Annotated in this window: 20 protein-coding genes; 12 read left to right on the forward strand and 8 right to left on the reverse strand. The window is 66.0% G+C overall.

The window, feature by feature from the left end; all coding sequences use genetic code 11:
* The first annotated feature begins 52 nt into the window (after nt 1–52).
* Genes G6N35_RS15785 through G6N35_RS15795 form a run of 3 tightly spaced genes read left to right on the forward strand, consistent with a single transcriptional unit; the run spans nt 53 to nt 2,352 of the window.
* The gene (locus G6N35_RS15785) at nt 53–1,285 is read left to right on the forward strand and encodes a cytochrome P450 (protein ID WP_163805101.1); all 1,233 of its coding nucleotides are present in this window, start codon (nt 53–55) and stop codon (nt 1,283–1,285) included.
* Nucleotides 1,286–1,313: 28 nt separating this feature from the next.
* The gene (locus G6N35_RS15790) at nt 1,314–1,709 is read left to right on the forward strand and encodes a hypothetical protein (protein ID WP_163805102.1); all 396 of its coding nucleotides are present in this window, start codon (nt 1,314–1,316) and stop codon (nt 1,707–1,709) included.
* Nucleotide 1,710: 1 nt separating this feature from the next.
* Nucleotides 1,711–2,352: a TetR/AcrR family transcriptional regulator gene (locus G6N35_RS15795; RefSeq protein ID WP_163807712.1), complete on the forward strand. Its 642-nt coding sequence runs from the start codon at nt 1,711–1,713 to the stop codon at nt 2,350–2,352.
* On the opposite strand, the gene G6N35_RS15800 is transcribed toward G6N35_RS15795, so the two are convergent.
* Both G6N35_RS15800 and G6N35_RS15805 read right to left on the reverse strand, forming a co-directional pair.
* The gene (locus G6N35_RS15800; RefSeq protein ID WP_163805103.1) at nt 2,309–2,578 is read right to left on the reverse strand and encodes a hypothetical protein; all 270 of its coding nucleotides are present in this window, start codon (nt 2,576–2,578) and stop codon (nt 2,309–2,311) included. The genes G6N35_RS15795 and G6N35_RS15800 overlap by 44 nt on opposite strands.
* A 227-nt stretch (nt 2,579–2,805) precedes the next feature.
* Complete coding sequence (locus G6N35_RS15805; protein WP_163805104.1) at nt 2,806–3,417, reverse strand: hypothetical protein; 612 nt, start codon at nt 3,415–3,417, stop codon at nt 2,806–2,808.
* Between the two features lie 387 nt (nt 3,418–3,804).
* On the opposite strand from G6N35_RS15805, the gene G6N35_RS15810 reads away from it, so the two are divergent.
* Nucleotides 3,805–4,167, forward strand: a complete 363-nt coding sequence (locus G6N35_RS15810; protein ID WP_246224328.1) for a hemophore-related protein — start codon at nt 3,805–3,807, stop codon at nt 4,165–4,167.
* Here G6N35_RS15810 and G6N35_RS15815 read toward each other — a convergent pair.
* A complete protein-coding gene (locus tag G6N35_RS15815) occupies nt 4,161–5,363 on the reverse strand; it encodes a sensor histidine kinase (protein WP_246224329.1) in 1,203 nt (400 codons plus the stop codon). The genes G6N35_RS15810 and G6N35_RS15815 overlap by 7 nt on opposite strands.
* A gap of 66 nt (nt 5,364–5,429) precedes the next feature.
* Nucleotides 5,430–5,804 (reverse strand): heme-binding protein, encoded by a 375-nt coding sequence (locus tag G6N35_RS15820; RefSeq protein WP_163805106.1) that lies wholly within the window; start codon nt 5,802–5,804, stop codon nt 5,430–5,432.
* A gap of 244 nt (nt 5,805–6,048) precedes the next feature.
* Between G6N35_RS15820 and G6N35_RS15825 the strand changes: the two genes are divergently transcribed.
* Nucleotides 6,049–6,360: a hypothetical protein gene (locus G6N35_RS15825; protein WP_246224330.1), complete on the forward strand. Its 312-nt coding sequence runs from the start codon at nt 6,049–6,051 to the stop codon at nt 6,358–6,360.
* 106 nt (nt 6,361–6,466) lie between these two features.
* Nucleotides 6,467–7,123, forward strand: a complete 657-nt coding sequence (locus G6N35_RS15830; protein WP_163805108.1) for a response regulator transcription factor — start codon at nt 6,467–6,469, stop codon at nt 7,121–7,123.
* A gap of 14 nt (nt 7,124–7,137) precedes the next feature.
* Here the strand turns inward: G6N35_RS15830 and G6N35_RS15835 are convergent, their stop codons facing one another.
* From G6N35_RS15835 to G6N35_RS15850, 4 genes are read right to left on the reverse strand one after another with little or no spacing between them, the layout of a single operon-like run.
* Nucleotides 7,138–7,578: a carboxymuconolactone decarboxylase family protein gene (locus tag G6N35_RS15835; RefSeq protein WP_163805109.1), complete on the reverse strand. Its 441-nt coding sequence runs from the start codon at nt 7,576–7,578 to the stop codon at nt 7,138–7,140.
* Between the two features lie 2 nt (nt 7,579–7,580).
* Nucleotides 7,581–8,438 (reverse strand): NAD(P)-dependent oxidoreductase, encoded by an 858-nt coding sequence (locus G6N35_RS15840; RefSeq protein WP_281357011.1) that lies wholly within the window; start codon nt 8,436–8,438, stop codon nt 7,581–7,583.
* On the reverse strand, nt 8,435–9,187 hold the full coding sequence (locus G6N35_RS15845; RefSeq protein ID WP_163805110.1) for an SDR family oxidoreductase: 753 nt from the start codon (nt 9,185–9,187) through the stop codon (nt 8,435–8,437). Before G6N35_RS15845 ends, G6N35_RS15840 begins: the two co-directional genes overlap by 4 nt.
* Before the next feature lie 28 nt (nt 9,188–9,215).
* Nucleotides 9,216–10,682: an aldehyde dehydrogenase gene (locus G6N35_RS15850; protein WP_163805111.1), complete on the reverse strand. Its 1,467-nt coding sequence runs from the start codon at nt 10,680–10,682 to the stop codon at nt 9,216–9,218.
* 174 nt (nt 10,683–10,856) lie between these two features.
* On the opposite strand from G6N35_RS15850, the gene G6N35_RS15855 reads away from it, so the two are divergent.
* The 6 genes from G6N35_RS15855 to G6N35_RS15880 are packed head-to-tail and all read left to right on the forward strand — an operon-like array spanning nt 10,857 to nt 15,604.
* Nucleotides 10,857–11,450 carry a TetR family transcriptional regulator gene (locus G6N35_RS15855; RefSeq protein WP_163805112.1) on the forward strand — a complete coding sequence of 198 codons (594 nt, stop codon included), beginning with the start codon at nt 10,857–10,859 and terminating at the stop codon, nt 11,448–11,450.
* A complete protein-coding gene (locus G6N35_RS15860) occupies nt 11,450–12,664 on the forward strand; it encodes a cytochrome P450 (RefSeq protein ID WP_163805113.1) in 1,215 nt (404 codons plus the stop codon). Before G6N35_RS15855 ends, G6N35_RS15860 begins: the two co-directional genes overlap by 1 nt.
* Complete coding sequence (locus tag G6N35_RS15865) at nt 12,664–13,482, forward strand: SDR family oxidoreductase (RefSeq protein WP_163805114.1); 819 nt, start codon at nt 12,664–12,666, stop codon at nt 13,480–13,482. The genes G6N35_RS15860 and G6N35_RS15865 overlap by 1 nt, the downstream gene beginning before the upstream one ends.
* Nucleotides 13,479–14,840: a lanosterol 14-alpha demethylase gene (locus G6N35_RS15870; protein WP_163805115.1), complete on the forward strand. Its 1,362-nt coding sequence runs from the start codon at nt 13,479–13,481 to the stop codon at nt 14,838–14,840. The genes G6N35_RS15865 and G6N35_RS15870 overlap by 4 nt, the downstream gene beginning before the upstream one ends.
* Nucleotides 14,841–14,849: 9 nt before the next feature.
* Nucleotides 14,850–15,056, forward strand: a complete 207-nt coding sequence (locus tag G6N35_RS15875; protein ID WP_163805116.1) for a ferredoxin Fdx — start codon at nt 14,850–14,852, stop codon at nt 15,054–15,056.
* 2 nt (nt 15,057–15,058) lie between these two features.
* On the forward strand, nt 15,059–15,604 hold the full coding sequence (locus G6N35_RS15880; protein ID WP_163805117.1) for a Cif family virulence factor: 546 nt from the start codon (nt 15,059–15,061) through the stop codon (nt 15,602–15,604).
* The last annotated feature ends 4 nt before the right edge of the window (nt 15,605–15,608 follow it).

A 15,608-nucleotide genomic window follows, 5' to 3' on the forward strand; every position in this document is an offset into this window, starting at 1 on the left:
AGTGTATGGTCTAATGAAAGTGCCCTACATCACACGAACGGCGAGGTAAACGATGACCACGAGCGTCTGCCCCTTCGGCAAGGGATTCGACTTCACCGACCCCGATGTCCTGCTCGAAGGCATGCCGGTGACCCAGCTGGCCCAGCTGCGAAAGACCGCCCCGGTGTGGTGGAACGAGCAGGACCCCGATTCCAACGTCTTCGGGGACAGCGGCTATTGGGTGATCACCAAGCACCGCGACATCAAGGCCATCTCCCGGGACAGCCACCTGTGGTCCACCAACGCCCAGGGCGTCATCATGCGCTTCCCCGACGGCACTCCCAAGGAAGGCCTGGAGCTCACCAAGGCGCTGCTGATCAATCACGACGCCCCCGAGCACACCCGGCTACGCAAGCTGGTATCGCGCCTGTTCACCCCACGGGCAGTCGCCGGACTCGAGGAGAAGCTGGCGGTGGCGGCCCGCGAGATCGTGACCGCCGCCAAGGAGAAGGGCTCCGGGAACTTCGTCGACGACATCGCCATGCCGTTGCCGCTGATGGCGATCGCCGATCTACTGGGCGTGCCGGAGGAGGACCGCAAGAAGCTGTTCCACTGGACCAACAGCATCATGAACAGCGAGGACCCCGACTTCGACAACGACCCGACGGTGTCCAATGCCGAGCTGATGGGCTACGCCTACACGATGGCCGAGCAGCGCCGGCAGTGCCCGGCCGACGACATCGTCACCCGCCTGGTGCAAGCCGACATCGATGGTGAGTCCTTGAGCGAGGTCGAGTTCGCGTTCTTCGTGATCCTGCTGGCGGTGGCCGGTAACGAGACGACCCGCAATGCCATGACCCATGGCATCAACGCGTTCTTCGACAACCCCGACCAGTGGGAGCTGTTCAAGCGCGAGCGCCCGCAGACCACGGTCGACGAGATCATCCGCTGGGCCACCCCGATCCACTGCTTCCAGCGCACCGCGCTCACCGACGTCGAGGTCGGCGGTGTCACCATCCGCCAGGGACAGCGGGCCGGCCTGTTCTACAGCTCGGCGAACTACGACGAGGACGTCTTCGACAACCCGTTCCAGTTCAATATCCTGCGCGACCCCAATCCGCATATGAGCTTCGGCGGCAACGGTGCGCACTTCTGCGTGGGCGCCAACCTGGCCCGCATGGAGATCAAGCTGATCTTCGACGAGATCGCCAACCAGATTCCCGACATCGGCAAGCTCGGTGAGCCGCAGCGGCTGCGATCAGGATTCGTCAATGGCCTGAAGGATCTGCCGGTCTCGTATCACTGAGGCGCGCCCGCCGATACGATGCCCGGTCATGGGCTACCCCGGCTATCCGCCTCCCCCCGGTTACCCGGCGTACCCCGGCTATCCGGCGCCCGCGCCGCAGCGCTCCACCGCTGACTTGACGGTCTCGATCGTGATCATGGTGTTCACGATCCTGATGGGGGCGGTCGCCGTGTTCTTCGGGATCTTCTCGCTGGCCTTCCTGGACTACTGCCCTCCCGCGACGTGCAGCGCCGAGGGCGCGGCCACCGCGGTCATGACGGCGCTGGGAGTGGCGGCGGTGGTCGGCCTGGCCGGCGTGGTGGTGACGATCGTCCAGCTCGCCCGACGCAAGCGCGCCTGGCCGTTCGCGGCCGGCACGTTCGGGCTGTGCGTCCTCGTGCTGGTTTTCGGTGCGGTGGGTTACTCGGCAGCGGTGGGTGCCTGACGTGCGCACCCACGGCTGGTCCGGGTCGGCGCCGGCGACCGACGAAGAGGCGGTCGAGCGGATCCTGGCCGCGGCTAACAAGGCGATCGACACCCGCGGTGCCGACCTGAGCATCGCCGATGTCGCCCGCACCCTCGGCGTCACCAGACAGACCGTCTACCGCTACTTCCCCAGTACCGACGCGCTCCTGCAGGCCGCCGCCATGCAAGCCACCGGCGGTTTCCTGGACCGCATCGCGGCCCGCGTCGCGGGGATGACCGATCCGGCCGAAGCGGTGACGGAAGCCATCGCGACCGCCCTGGAGATCCTGCCCCAGGACAAGCACATGGGCCTGCTGCTGGGACCGGACCGCGGTGGTGCGTTCAGCGCTGAGATCACCTCCGATGTCGCACTGGAACTAGGCCGTTCGGTGCTGCGGCGGTTCGACGTCGATTGGACCGATCACGGATTCGCCGACACCGACCTGGACGAATTGGCCGAGCATCTGCTGCGGACGATCCAGTCGTTCATGCTCGACCCCGGCCGGCCGCCCCGACAGGGCATCCCCTTGCGACGGTATCTGCGCCGCTGGGTGGGGGGTGCGCTGACGCGCGGGGCGATCAGTGCGGCGACAGTGGGACCGAACTCGGCGCCGTCGCCTTGACGACCGGCGGCTGGGCCGGCGGGTCGGCCGGGGCCGGCCACATCAACACCGCGAAGACGACGGCGGCGGTGGCCACCAGCGGGTAGGAAATCCGCGCCGTGGTATCGACCACGCCGACCCAATTCGACACTCGGTGAACAACTTTGGCACGTTTGGTCGGCGGCTCGCTCCACATGCTGAGCATGGTCGGCGCAGTCCACGCGTCGTACATCGTCAGAGAAGTCATCCGCCACTCCTGCCGTCACCGGGACCCGAGAGGCCCCCGATTTCACTTTGGTAACAGTGGTCTACAAATGTCACGTTTACGACACGACCGGATAACTGTTTGCGATCCGCGCGTTTCCTTACCGTTGCCTTAACCGACGCGGTGTTATCAAGCGCGCTCAGTGTGAGCCCGGCTGGAGCCAACCCGGACGGACCGCGATGGCTCCAGCCGATGGTCATCTCACGTCATTACCCATCGCGGCCGTCGTGGACGGCTTTCGCCACGTCCTGTGCCGCTTGCCGACGCGTGGCGGTGATCTCCTTGTGCGAGGACACCATCTGAGCACGATTGTCGGCAATATCTTGGTGAGCAGCTTGCCGCGCAGCGGTGATCTGCTGAGCCGCATCGGCTTTGGTGATGTCGCCGGCCCGCGCGCTGCGGCGCAGCGTCACGACATCACTGGCGGTGGCGCGCCGAATCGTCTTGTTGTCGGCCGCGGCCGCGGCGATGGCCGACCGGGTGATCGCATTGTCCATCTGCGCCGTGTCGAGGATGGCGCGCACCGCCTGCACCGTGGATCCGTCGTGGTTTTCGGACACGATGGTGCGGATGTCGCCCGCTGCGGCCTGCCGGGTCTGGTGGATGTCCATTCGGGTTTCGCTGTTCGCCTGACGTTCGTCGGCGACGGTGGTCCCGGCGGTACTGGTGATCTCCTTGAGCTGGCCCTCGCCGATCGAGCCGCTGAGAACACTGGCGCCGATCGCGCCGGCCGCCTCGCGACGGGTGTCTCTGATCGCCTGCCGGCCGGCCACGAGGTCGCTCCGATCCGCGTGCACGGCACTGTGCGCGGCGGCCAGCACATCGTGAATCGTGGCTGAAACCTCGGCAGACAGCGAGGACGCTGCCAGCCGCCACGCCGAACTTTCGGTAAGGGGCCCCCCAGCGACGGCACACACCGATATCGCAGCCGCCGCACTCATCGCTGCAGCCATCACGGCCGCCGAACGCTCGCCTGACTTGACAAGGAGCATCGATATTCCTCTCTCGTAGTTCTGCCCAATGTTGCGAGTCAACGGGATTCGCATACTCACGCCACTCAGTCGACCAGTCGACGTGTTTGCTCGGCGTTTGCAGAATCGCTGCGCCCAAACGATGACCCAACGGCATTGGTGCTCAACTGAAGTCCACGTCGCGACAGCTCGCGCCGTACCAACGAAAGGAACTGCATCATGCCTCGACGGACCACAATGACGGCGGGAATCACGTTGATTGCCTTGGGCTTCTGCAGCGCGACGCAACCCGGCATCGCCTCGGCACAGCCTGATCTGAGCCCCTTGATCAATACCACCTGCAGCTATCAGCAAGTGATCGCGGCCCTGAATGTACAGGCGCCCGACCTGGCTGCCGAACTATCCCAATACCCACCGGCTCAGGCCAAGCTTCAGCGATTCCTTGCATCTCCTATCCAGACACGGCAGCAGATGGTTCAGCAGGCTCTGACGACTCATCCGCAGTGGCAGAACACGATCGACCAGAAGGCCGGAACCCCCGAGGGCCAGCAGGCACAGGCGGTACTACTGGCCGTAGCAAAGACCTGCGGCAGCTATTGAGCCACCGGGAACGCCACATTGATCACCAGGCCGCCACGGGGCCCGGGCCACACCTGAACCTGGGCGCCGTGTGCGTCGGCGACGGCGCGCACGATCGACAGCCCAAGGCCGGCACCAGTGAAGACGTTGCTTCGGCTATCGGCGTTCCCCAGCCGCCGAAACGGCTCGAACATCACCTCGAAGTCAGCCTCCGACAGCGGTGGTCCGGAATTCTCCACGCGCACGTGAGCTCCGGACGGGTCGGCCTTGACACCGACGTGCACCCAACCACCTTCCGGGACGTTGTAGCGCACGGCGTTGTCCACCAGGTTGTCGATGAGGCGTTGTAAGAGGGCCGGATCACCAGCCACCCGTGCCGACGTTATTCGCGAGGAGATCCGGACCCCGGCCTGGGCGGCCTGCCGACTCACGTTGGCAATGGCCTGGTCGGCGGCATCGGCGAGCTCCACCTGGACCAACCGATCGATGCGCTGGTCGCTGCTGGCCAGCACCAGCAGACCGTCGATCAGTCGTTCATGGCGCCTGTTCACGCCGAGCAGGGTCTCGGCGAGCCGACGGGTCTGCTCCATCAGGTCGGGATCCTCCAGAGCGACCTCGATGACCGTCCGGTTGATCGCCAATGGCGTACGCAACTCGTGAGATGCGTTGGCCACGAAGCGGTATCGACTGTCGAACGCCCTATCGAGACGCTCGAGCATGGCGTCGAAGGTGTCGGCCAGTTCCTTGATCTCATCCGGCGGACCGGACAGCGAGATGCGCTCGTGCAGGTTGCGGTCGACCACTCGGCGAGCGGTCGCGGTGATCTCCTGCAGCGGTTGCAAGACGCGCCCTGCCAACACCCAGCCGAACGCGAACGCGGCCAAACCCACGACCGCCAGACACGCCAGCGACCAGATCAGCATCGATCGCAATGTGTCGCGGCGCTGTTGTTCGGCCTGCTTGGTCAGACCGGTGACGAGATCTTCCAGCAGCGGGTGCGCCTGCATCCCGCGCTCGCCCAGGAAGGTCTGGGCGGTGTTCAAGGCATTGAGTCCGGGACTGTTGTCCAACGACTGACGGACGTAAAAATACATCACCGCGACCAGGAGTGCCCCCGCGATGAAGAAGGCCCCGCCGTAGAGAACCGTCAGCCTGGTTCTGATCGTCCTGCCCCGTAGCGGCGTGCCCAGCCACTGGGCCGTTCGGAATACCTGCACCCGATCATCGTCGCCGATTCCCTGTTTGATTGCCGTGAGGAACGCCGGCGGACCTCGCGCCCCAGCTCAGCCGCCGAGCGGGCCGGCGGGGAATGCGACACCGCAACGCTGGGCCAGGTCATTGAGTGGCGCCCGCAGGCGTTGCCAATCCGCCCGAACCTGAGGGTTTGCGTTGAGGTATTGCTGGGCGTCGGTGCGCATCTGGGGACGCGACTCACCCTTGAGTCTGGTGAAAGCGTCGTTGACATCCGGGTGCGCCTCGAGATAGTCCGCGGTGTTGGCGGCTACCCCCGAGATGGTGCGGGCCAGCCCGCTAGCGGTGCAGTCGTCGGCAGCGGCGGCGGGCGCGGCGAAGGTACCCGCCAAGACAACGACAATAACACTGCCGCCGAACAGGACCCGATACCGCACCGGTGTCCTCGACGTGGAATACGTGGCCATGGACTCGACCGTCCTTTCATCTCATCTGATCCTCCAGCCGGCTGGAGGCCACCCCACAGTCCCAAAGCCGGTGTTTGGTGGACGTGAGGACTCTCCTCACCGTCGTCGAACATCCGACTTACCAAACTGATTCAGCGTTGGCTCGCTCGTCGAAGAGGACAGGGAGCCAACAGCTGCACACCTGGATGCAGCGATCACATCAGTGCGGAAGGAAGAATTCACTATGCACAATCGGAAAATCGCGATGCGGTCACTCGTGGGTCTGGCTGCCGCCGCAGCGGCTATCGCCGTGCCGTTGGCTGCCCTGAGCGGAGTCGCAAGCGCCGATCCCGGCCTGGGCTGGGGCGCACCCGGGCCGGGCATCCTGCCCGGGCTCGGACTGGGCGGCGTGGGCGGCCCGGCCTCCGGGATTGGCGTCCTGCCGGGCGCCGGTGCCGGGGCGGTCGGAGTCGGGGCATTGCCCGGTCCCGGCCTCGGCGGCGTCGGTGGTCCCGCGTCGGGGGTCGGCTTACTCCCCGGCGCAGGTGTTGGCCTGCCCGGAGTCGGCCTGATCTGACCGGACAACGGCGGGCGTGCGGCACGAGCTCTACGTGCCGCACGCCCGCCCCGCGTACCGAAATCTCCGCACAGCCGCCTAACACCGGCCGAGGCATACTCTCCGCATGCGGGTGTTGGTCGTCGAGGATGAGACGGTGCTGGCTGACGCGATCGCCGCGGGGTTGCGCCGGCATGCAATGGCTGTCGACGTCGCCTACGACGGAGCCAGCGGATTGGAACGCGCGACCGTCAACGACTATGACGTCATCGTGCTCGACCGCGGCTTGCCGGTGGTTTCGGGCGACGATGTGTGCGCCGAGTTGTCCACCACCGGCCGCACCGCCCGCATCTTGATGCTCACCGCGGCAAGCGCTGTCGCCGATCGGGTCGATGGGTTGCAACTCGGCGCCGACGACTACCTGAGCAAGCCGTTCGCGTTCAGTGAACTCGTCGCGCGGGTCCAGGCACTGGGCCGCCGATCACAGCCGGCGGTGCCGCCGGTCCTGGAACGAAGCGGCATCAGACTCGATCCCCACATGCTGACCGTCACGCGTGACAGCACACCGATCAGCCTGTCCCGCAAAGAGTTCGCGGTGCTGGCCGAGCTGCTGCGAGCGGGAGGTGCGGTCGTCTCCGCCGAGCACTTATTGGAAAAGGTGTGGGATGAGAACGCCGATCCCTTCACCGGAGCGGTGCGCTACACCGTGATGATGTTGCGGCGAAAGCTCGGACCGCCACCGATCATCGATACCGAGACCGGCGTCGGGTATCGGCTCGCCTGAGCCGACCCATCGGGTCAGTCTTCCAACTTCTTGCCGCTGTGCATCTTGACCGCGGCGTCGACGTTCGCTCGCTTGTCCTCGCCTTCACCCTTCTCGGCGGCCTTCTTGCGCTTGGCCACCACCCGTCCGACGGCGCCGTCGAACTTGGAACCCAACGGGAAACCGAGGTAGTGCGTCAAGAAGATCGCCATCTCCTTGAGCTCGTCGGCGTCGAGCTCGCTGTTGTGCAGGGCGGCATTGGCCTGGATCTCGGCGAGGTCGTCGATACCGAGTGCGGCGACGGCGGTCAGCGTCATGATCCGCTTGTCCCGCATGGACAATCCCGGTCGCGTCCAGATGGTGCCGAACAGATGCTCGACGGTCAGATCGAAGAACGGATTGCCCTCGATATCAGGCATGTCCCAGCCGTAGACCTCGTTCATCTTCTCCAGGCCCTTGCGGCGCAACTCGTCCATCGTCACTCCTTCGTGTGGGGCACGCCGAGGCCGGCGGCCAGGTCCCGTAACGCGATCTCGGCCAGCGGCAGTTCCACGCCGGTGGCCTCACCAAGGCCCAATGCCAACGTCAGATCCTTCTCCGCCAGACCTCGGGTGTGCACGAACATGGCGTAAATCCAATGATCCGGCGCCAGCGCCGTGGTGTCGTCACGGACCATGATCGCGCCGGGGCCACCGCTCTGGGCGTCGCTGTGCCGGACCACCCGGCCCAGCTTCTGCAGGTCGATCCCGGCCGCCTCGGCCAGCCTCGACGCCTCGCAGGCAGCGGCAAAGCCGATGAACGTCAGCATGTTTCGGGCCAGCTTCATCCGCGTGCCCGCACCGGGCTCACCCGCCCGGACCACCAACGACGCCCAGGACTTGAACACCGGCTTGACCAATTCGTAAGCCTCGTCGTCGGCGCCGACCATGACGGCCAGTTCACCCTTGTCGGCCGCACCGGCGCCACCGCTGACCGGGGCGTCGACGACGTGAATACCTTTGGGCGCCAACTGCTCGGCGAGTTCCGGGGCGGTGTGCGGATCGATGGTGGAGTGGATCGCGATGACCGTGCCCGGTTTGGCGTGTTCGGCGAGTTGGTCGACCACGTCGCGGACCTGCTCGTCGTTGAGCACCGTCACTTCGATGACGTCGGCGCGCGCAACATCGGCGACACTGTCGGCGGGCGTGGCACCCAACTCGACCAACGGCGCCATGGCTTCGGCTCGCACGTCGAAGACGATGAGTCCGCCCGGCCACGCGGCAAGCCGCCTGGCCATCGGCGCTCCCTGGTTTCCCAGCCCGATGTAACCGACCTTGACGGCCTTCGTTGCCGTCACGAGCGGAAAATCTGTCCGCCGTCGACATTGAAGATCTGCCCGGTGATCCACTTGGCCTGATCGGACAGCAGGAACAGGCACATGCCGACGAGGTCGTCGACTTCGCCCATGCGCGACAACGGAATTCCCTTCACGATGTCGGCGACCATCTCCTGAGGCGTGGTGCTGCGGTTGGCCTCGGTATTGATCGGGCCCGGCGCAATGGCATTGATCCGGATGTTCTGGCCGCCCAGTTCGGTGGCCAGCTGCTGGGTGAGGCTGTTCACGCCCGCCTTGGCCAGGCCGTAGAAGTTCGAGTACAGCCAGGCCGCGGTGGACGACTGGTTGATGATCGCACCGCCACCGCGCTTGGCCATCTTGCGGTAGACCGCCCGGGTGCACACCAGCGCGCCGTCGAGATTCACGCTCATGAACTTCTTGTAGTAGTCCCAGTCGACGGTGATCAGGAAGTCCAGCTTCATGCCGCCGAAGATCGCCGCGTTGTTCACCAGGTAGTCGATGCCGCCGAATTCGGCCAGCGTCGCATCGGCCATTGCCTTGGCCGACTCCGGGCTGCTGACATCCACCGGCAGGGCGAGCGCGGTGCCGCCCTCAGCCTTGATGCCGTCGGCCACCTTCTGCGCACCGTCGGTGTTGATGTCGGCGACCACCACGGCCGCCCCCTCACGCGCGAGCGCCTCGGCGTAGGCCTGGCCGATACCGCCGCCGGCGCCGGTGACAATCGCCACCTTGTTGTCGAACTGTCCCATACGAATTCCTCTCCAGTCTGTGGCGCGGTCAGACCGCTGTGGCAATGACTTTCAGTTCGAGGTATTCCTCGAAGCCGGCCAGACCCATCTCCCTGCCGACGCCGGACTGCTTGTAGCCGCCGAAGGGCACGTCCGCGGAGTACCACACTCCGCCGTTGACGTTGACGGTGCCGACCCGCAGCCGGGCCGCCACGGCCTGGGCACGTTGCGGGTCGGCACTGAAGACAGTGCCGGACAGGCCGAACGGCGAGTCGTTGGCGATCCGGACGGCATCGTCGTCACCGTCGTGGGCGATCACCGTGAGCACCGGGCCGAAGATCTCCTCGCGGGCCACCCGGGCGGTGTTGTCCAGGCCGGCGATGACGGTCGGCTCGATGAAGAAGCCCTTGTCACGGTCGGCCGGGCTGCCGCCGCCGCAGGCGAACCGGCCGCCCTCGGTGATCGCGAGGTCGAGGTAGGACTGCACCCGGTCGCGCTGGCGCTCGGAAATCACCGGCCCGCAGATGGTTCCGGGGTTCGTCGGATCACCAGGCTTCAACCCGGCCATCGTCGCCGCGGCCGCCTCGACAGCCTCGTCATAGCGGCCGCGCGGCACCACCAGGCGAGTCGTGATGGCGCACCCCTGGCCGGCATGCATGGACGCGGTGAACGCCGCCATCGAGCACGCACCGGGCAGATCGGCGTCGTCGAGAACCAGGAACGCGGACTTGCCGCCGAGTTCCAGGAACACCTTCTTGATGGTCGCCGCGCCGGCGGCCATCACCGCGCGCCCGGTGTTGGTCGAGCCCGTGAACGACACCATGTCCACCCGCGGATCGGTGGACAACAGCGCACCCACCGCGTGGTCGTTGGACGTCACGATGTTCACCACGCCTGGCGGGATGTCGGTGTGCTCGGCGATCAGTTCACCGAGAACCGCTGCACACCAAGGGGTATCGGGTGCCGGCTTGAGCACCAGGGTGTTGCCGGCAGCCAGGGCGGGGCCCAGCTTGGCCAGGTTGATCTGATGCGGGAAGTTCCACGGGGTGATGGCGCCGACAACGCCGACGGCCTCGCGGACGATGGTGCGGGCAGTCTTGATACCCATCGGCGAGGCGACGCCGAGGTCCTGGCGCCACGGATAGGACTCGGCGGTATCGGCGCTGAATGTCAGGTCGTCGACCGGGCCTTCGAGCTGGGCCATCGCGGTCAGCATGCGGGGAGCGCCGACCTCGGCGATGGTCATCTCCCGCAACTGTTCGATGTTCGCCTTCATCGCGTCGCGGAGCTGCCGGATGCACCGCACCCGCAGTTCGGTGTTGGTGGACCAGTCGGTGGTGTCGAACGCGCGGCGGGCGGCTTCGATGGCCCGGTCCATGTCCTGCGCGTCGCCGTCGGCCGCGGTGCCCAACACCTCTTCGGTCGCCGGGTTGATGGTCGGATACCTGCCGTTGCCGCCCGGCACGAGCTTGCCGTCGATGAAGAGATCGCTGCTGTTCTCGGCCGCAATCGCCATCCGCGACTCCCGTCTTCTCATTGGACACATGTCCGACATGCTGTCAGTCGAACCATAACCGCCCACCCCTGCAGGGTGCAAGGTTCTTCTCGCTCCTCCGCCTATATGCCTTATGAACAGGTATTTCTTCCGTTACACTTGCCGAGTCGACCTCGGGGTGGCTATCTTGGACAAGTGTCCAGCGATGCCGTGCTAGCCGTCACATCAGACGGCGCCGATGTTCCGCGCAATCGCCGCCAGGAAGAGACCTTCCGCAAGGTGGTGAGCGCTGCCAGGGAGATGCTGCGCGAAACTTCCTACGCCGATCTGACGGTGCGCGCGGTGGCCGCCCGGGCAAAGGTGGCACCGGCGACGGCCTACACCTATTTCTCGTCGAAGAACCACCTGATCGCCGAGGTCTACCTCGATCTGGTCAAGCAGGCTCCGTTCTTCACCGACGTGAACGACACCCAGCTCAGTCGGGTCCAGCAGACGCTGCGAGCCCTCGCCCTGGTGATCGCCGACGAGCCCGAGGTGGCCGTCGCCTGCACCACCGCCGTGCTGTCCAACGACGCCGGCGTGCGCCCGGTGCGCGACCGCATTGGCGCCCAGATCCACAAGCGCATCAAGTCCGCCCTGGGCCCCGACGCCGATCACCGGATCGTCTCGGCGCTGGAGATGACGTACTACGGCGCGCTGGTGCACGCCGGCAGTGGCGCCCTGACCTACCACCAAGTCGCCGACCGGATGGCCTATGTGGTCGGCCTGATCCTGGGAGACGACGACTGATGGCCGCTCCAACCGGACAACATCCCGTCGAGCTGGTCCTCGATCCCTACGACTACAACTTCCACGAGGACCCCTACCCCTACTACAAGCGGCTCCGCGACGAAGCCCCGCTCTACCGCAACGATGAACTGAACTTCTGGGCCCTGACTCGGCATGCCGACGTGCACAAGGGCTTTCGCAACAGCGTCGCGCTGTCGAACAAGCTGGGCGTGGCACTCGACCCCATCTCGCGCACCCCGGAAGCCAGTAAGACCATGTCCTTCCTGGCCATGGACGACCCCGACCATCTCCGGTTGCGCACCCTGGTCTCGAAGGGCTTCACCCCGCGGCGGATCCGCGAGCTGGAACCGCGGGTGCTCCAACTGACCACCGAGCATCTCGACGCCGCCCTGGCGAGCGAAAGCTTCGACTTCATCACCGAATTCGCCGGCAAGCTGCCGATGGACGTCATCTCGGAGCTGGTGGGCGTGCCGCGGGAGGACCGCCAGCACCTGCGCGCACTGGCCGACGGGGTGATGCACCGCGAGGACGGTGTCACCGACGTGCCGCCCTCGGCCATCGAGGCGTCGATCAAGCTGTTCGTCTACTACGCCGACATGGTGGCGCAGCGCCGCCGCAAGCCCAGTGACGACCTCACCTCGGCACTGATCGAGGCCGAGATCGACGGCGACCGGCTCACCGACGAAGAGATCATGGGCTTCCTGTTCCTGATGGTGGTCGCCGGCAACGAGACCACCACCAAACTGCTTGGCAATGCTGTCTTTTGGGCGGGGCGTAACCAGGACCAGCTGGCCACGGTGCTCTCCGACCATGCTCGGGTGCCGCTGTGGGTGGAGGAAACGCTGCGCTATGACACCTCCAGCCAGATCCTGGCCCGCACCGTGGCCGAGGATGTCGAGTTCCACGGCACCACGGTGCACGAGGGTGACACGCTGCTGCTGGTGCCGGGTGCCGCGCACCGCGACGAGCGGGTCTTCGACGACCCCGACGATTTCCGGATCGGCCGCGACATCGGCTCGAAGTTGTTGAGCTTCGGCAGCGGTGCCCACTTCTGCCTCGGCGCACATCTGGCCCGTATGGAGGGCCGGGTGGCACTGGAGGAGTTCGTCAAGCGGATCGACGGCTTCGAGGTCGACGAGGCCAACGCGGTCCGGGTGCACTCCAGCAGCGTGCGCGGTTTTGCCAACCTGCCCATCACAGTGAAGAAGGCCTGATGCCCCGTTTCGAACCCAACCCGGCCCGCCGGCCAGCCCTGGTCGCAGGGGCATCCTCCGGAATCGGTGCCGCCACCGCCCTGGAGCTCGCATCCCGCGGCTACCCCGTGGCACTGGGCGCCCGGCGCGTCGAGAAGTGCCAGGAGCTCGTCGACCAGATCCGCGCCGAAGGTGGTGAGGCGGTTGCCCTTCCGCTCGACGTGACCGATCCCGAGTCGGTGAAGGGCTACGTGCACGGCGCCACCGAAGCGCTCGGCGAGATCGAGCTGCTGGTGGCCGGCGCCGGCGACACCTATTTCGGCCGGCTCTACGAGATCAGCCCGGACGACTTCGAGTCGCAGCTGCAGATCCATCTGATGGGCGCCTTCCGGCTGGCGAACGCCGTGCTGCCGGGGATGATCGAACGTCAGCGCGGCGACGTCATCTTCGTCGGGTCGGATGTCTCGCTGCGCCAGCGCCCGCACATGGGCGCCTACGGCGCGGCGAAGGCGGGCCTGGTCGCCATGGTGACCAACCTACAGATGGAGCTCGAGGGCACCGGCGTTCGGGCATCGATCGTGCACCCCGGCCCGACCAAGACCTCGATGGGCTGGAGCCTGCCCGGCGAGCTGATCGGCCCCGCGCTCGAGGACTGGGCCAAGTGGGGTCAGGCCCGGCACGACTACTTCCTGCGCGCATCCGACCTGGCCCGCGCCATCGCGTTCGTCGCCGATACCCCGCGTGGCGGGTTCATCGTGTCGATCGAAGTTCAGCCCGAGGCGCCATTGTCCAACGGGCCCAAAGAACGTCAGCAGTTGAAGTACCGGGAGGAATCGTGACCGCCAGCTCGCTCAAGGAAGTTCCGCGCGTCTCGGGCGGCGAGGAGGAACACGGCCACCTCGAGGAGTTCCGCACCGACCCGATCGGGTTGATGAAGCGGCTACGCGAGGAGTGCGGTGACGTCGGCTGGTTCCAGCTCGCCGGCAAGAAGGTCATTCTGCTCACCGGCGCCGAGCCCAACGAGTTCTTCTTCCGGTCCTCCGATGACGACCTCGACCAGGCCGAGGCGTATCCGTTCATGACGCCCATCTTCGGCGAGGGGGTGGTGTTCGACGCGAGCCCCGAACGCCGCTCGGAGATGCTGCACAACACCGCGCTGCGGGGCGACCACATGAAGGGCCACGCCGTGACCATCGAGCGCGAAGTGCGCAAGATGATCGAAAACTGGGGTGAGAGTGGAGAAATCGACCTGCTCGAGTTCTTCGCCGAGCTGACCATCTACACCTCCACCGCATGCCTGATCGGCCCGAAATTCCGCAACCAGCTGGACTCCCGGTTCGCCAACTACTACCACCTGCTCGAGCGCGGCACCGACCCGCTGTGCTACGTCGACCCCTACCTCGACATCGAGAGCTTCCGGATCCGTGACGAGGCCCGGGCCGGACTCGTCGAGCTGGTGCAGGGCGTGATGGACCAGCGAATCGCCAACCCGCCCAAGGACAAATCTGACCGCGATCTGCTCGACGTGCTGGTGTCCATCAAGGACGCCGACGGCAACGCCCAGTTCACCGCCAACGAGATCACCGGGATGTTCATCTCGCTGATGTTCGCCGGGCACCACACCAGTTCGGGAACCTCGTCGTGGACGCTGATCGAGCTGTTGCGCCACCCCGAGGTCTATGCCCAGGTGCAGCAGGAACTCGACGAGCTGTACGCCGACGGCCAGGAGGTGAGTTTCCATGCGCTGCGCCAGATCCCGAAGTTGGAGAACGTACTCAAGGAGACGCTGCGGCTGCATCCACCGCTGATCATCCTGATGCGGGTGGCCCAGGGCGAGTTCGAAGTCGAGGGCTTCCCGATCCACAAGGGTGATTTCGTCGCCGCCTCCCCGGCGATCTCCAACCGCATCCCGGAAGACTTCCCGGATCCGGACGGCTTCGACCCCACCCGCTACGACAAGCCGATGGAGGCCGACGTCGTCCATCGGTGGACCTGGATCCCGTTCGGGGCGGGCAGGCACCGCTGCGTTGGCGCGGCATTCGCGCAGATGCAGATCAAGGCGATCTTCTCGGTTCTGTTGCGCGAGTATGAGTTCGAGATGGCCCAGCCCGCGGACAGCTACCACAACGACCACTCGAAGATGGTGGTCCAGCTGGCCCGTCCGGCCAGCGTCCGCTACCGCAAGCGCACCTCCTAGGAGTCGGCCATGGGCTGTTACCGCGTGGAACTCGACGAGGACCTGTGCCAGGGCCACGCCATGTGCGAGCTGGAGGCACCCGACTACTTCCGGGTGCCCAAGCGCGGCCCGGTCGAGATCCTGGACCACGAACCACCTGACGAGGCGCGCCCGCAGATCGAGCTCGCCGTCGAGATGTGTCCCACCCGAGCACTATCCATTCGAGAGAAGGACTGACAATGCCGTCATTGCCGCGTGAGGTTCTGGAAGATTTCGTCGAGCGGTGGCTGGAGGCCAACCGGGTCGCCGAAGCCGAGGGCGACTGGACCGGGCTGGCCGAGTTCTACACCGATGACGCCACCTACGGCTGGAACATCGGCCCCAAGGAGGACGTCATGTGCGTCGGCGTCGACGAGATCCGGGACATCGCGCTGGGTCTGGAGATGTTCGGCCTGGAGGGCTGGAGCTACCCGTACCAGAAGGTGATCATCGACGACAAGATCGGCGAGGTGGTGGGCTTCTGGAAGCAGGTGGCCACCGATGCCGATGGGAACTCCGAGGAAATCTACGGCATCGGCGGCAGCTGGTTCCGGCTGGACGCCAACGCCAAGATCGAGTGGCAGCGCGACTTCTTCGACTTCGGCCACGTGCAGAAGCTGTATTTGCAGCTGATGAAGGACGGCAAGCTGTCCAAGGGGATGTCCCAGCGCATCGAGCGCAGCCTGGCCGGCGAGAAGCTGCCCGGCTACTACCCCCTCGGTGCGGCTCCCGTCCCGATCTGGTGATTTA

It is taken from the genome of Mycolicibacterium anyangense (assembly GCF_010731855.1).
Taxonomy (GTDB): Bacteria; Actinomycetota; Actinomycetes; order Mycobacteriales; family Mycobacteriaceae; genus Mycobacterium; species Mycobacterium anyangense.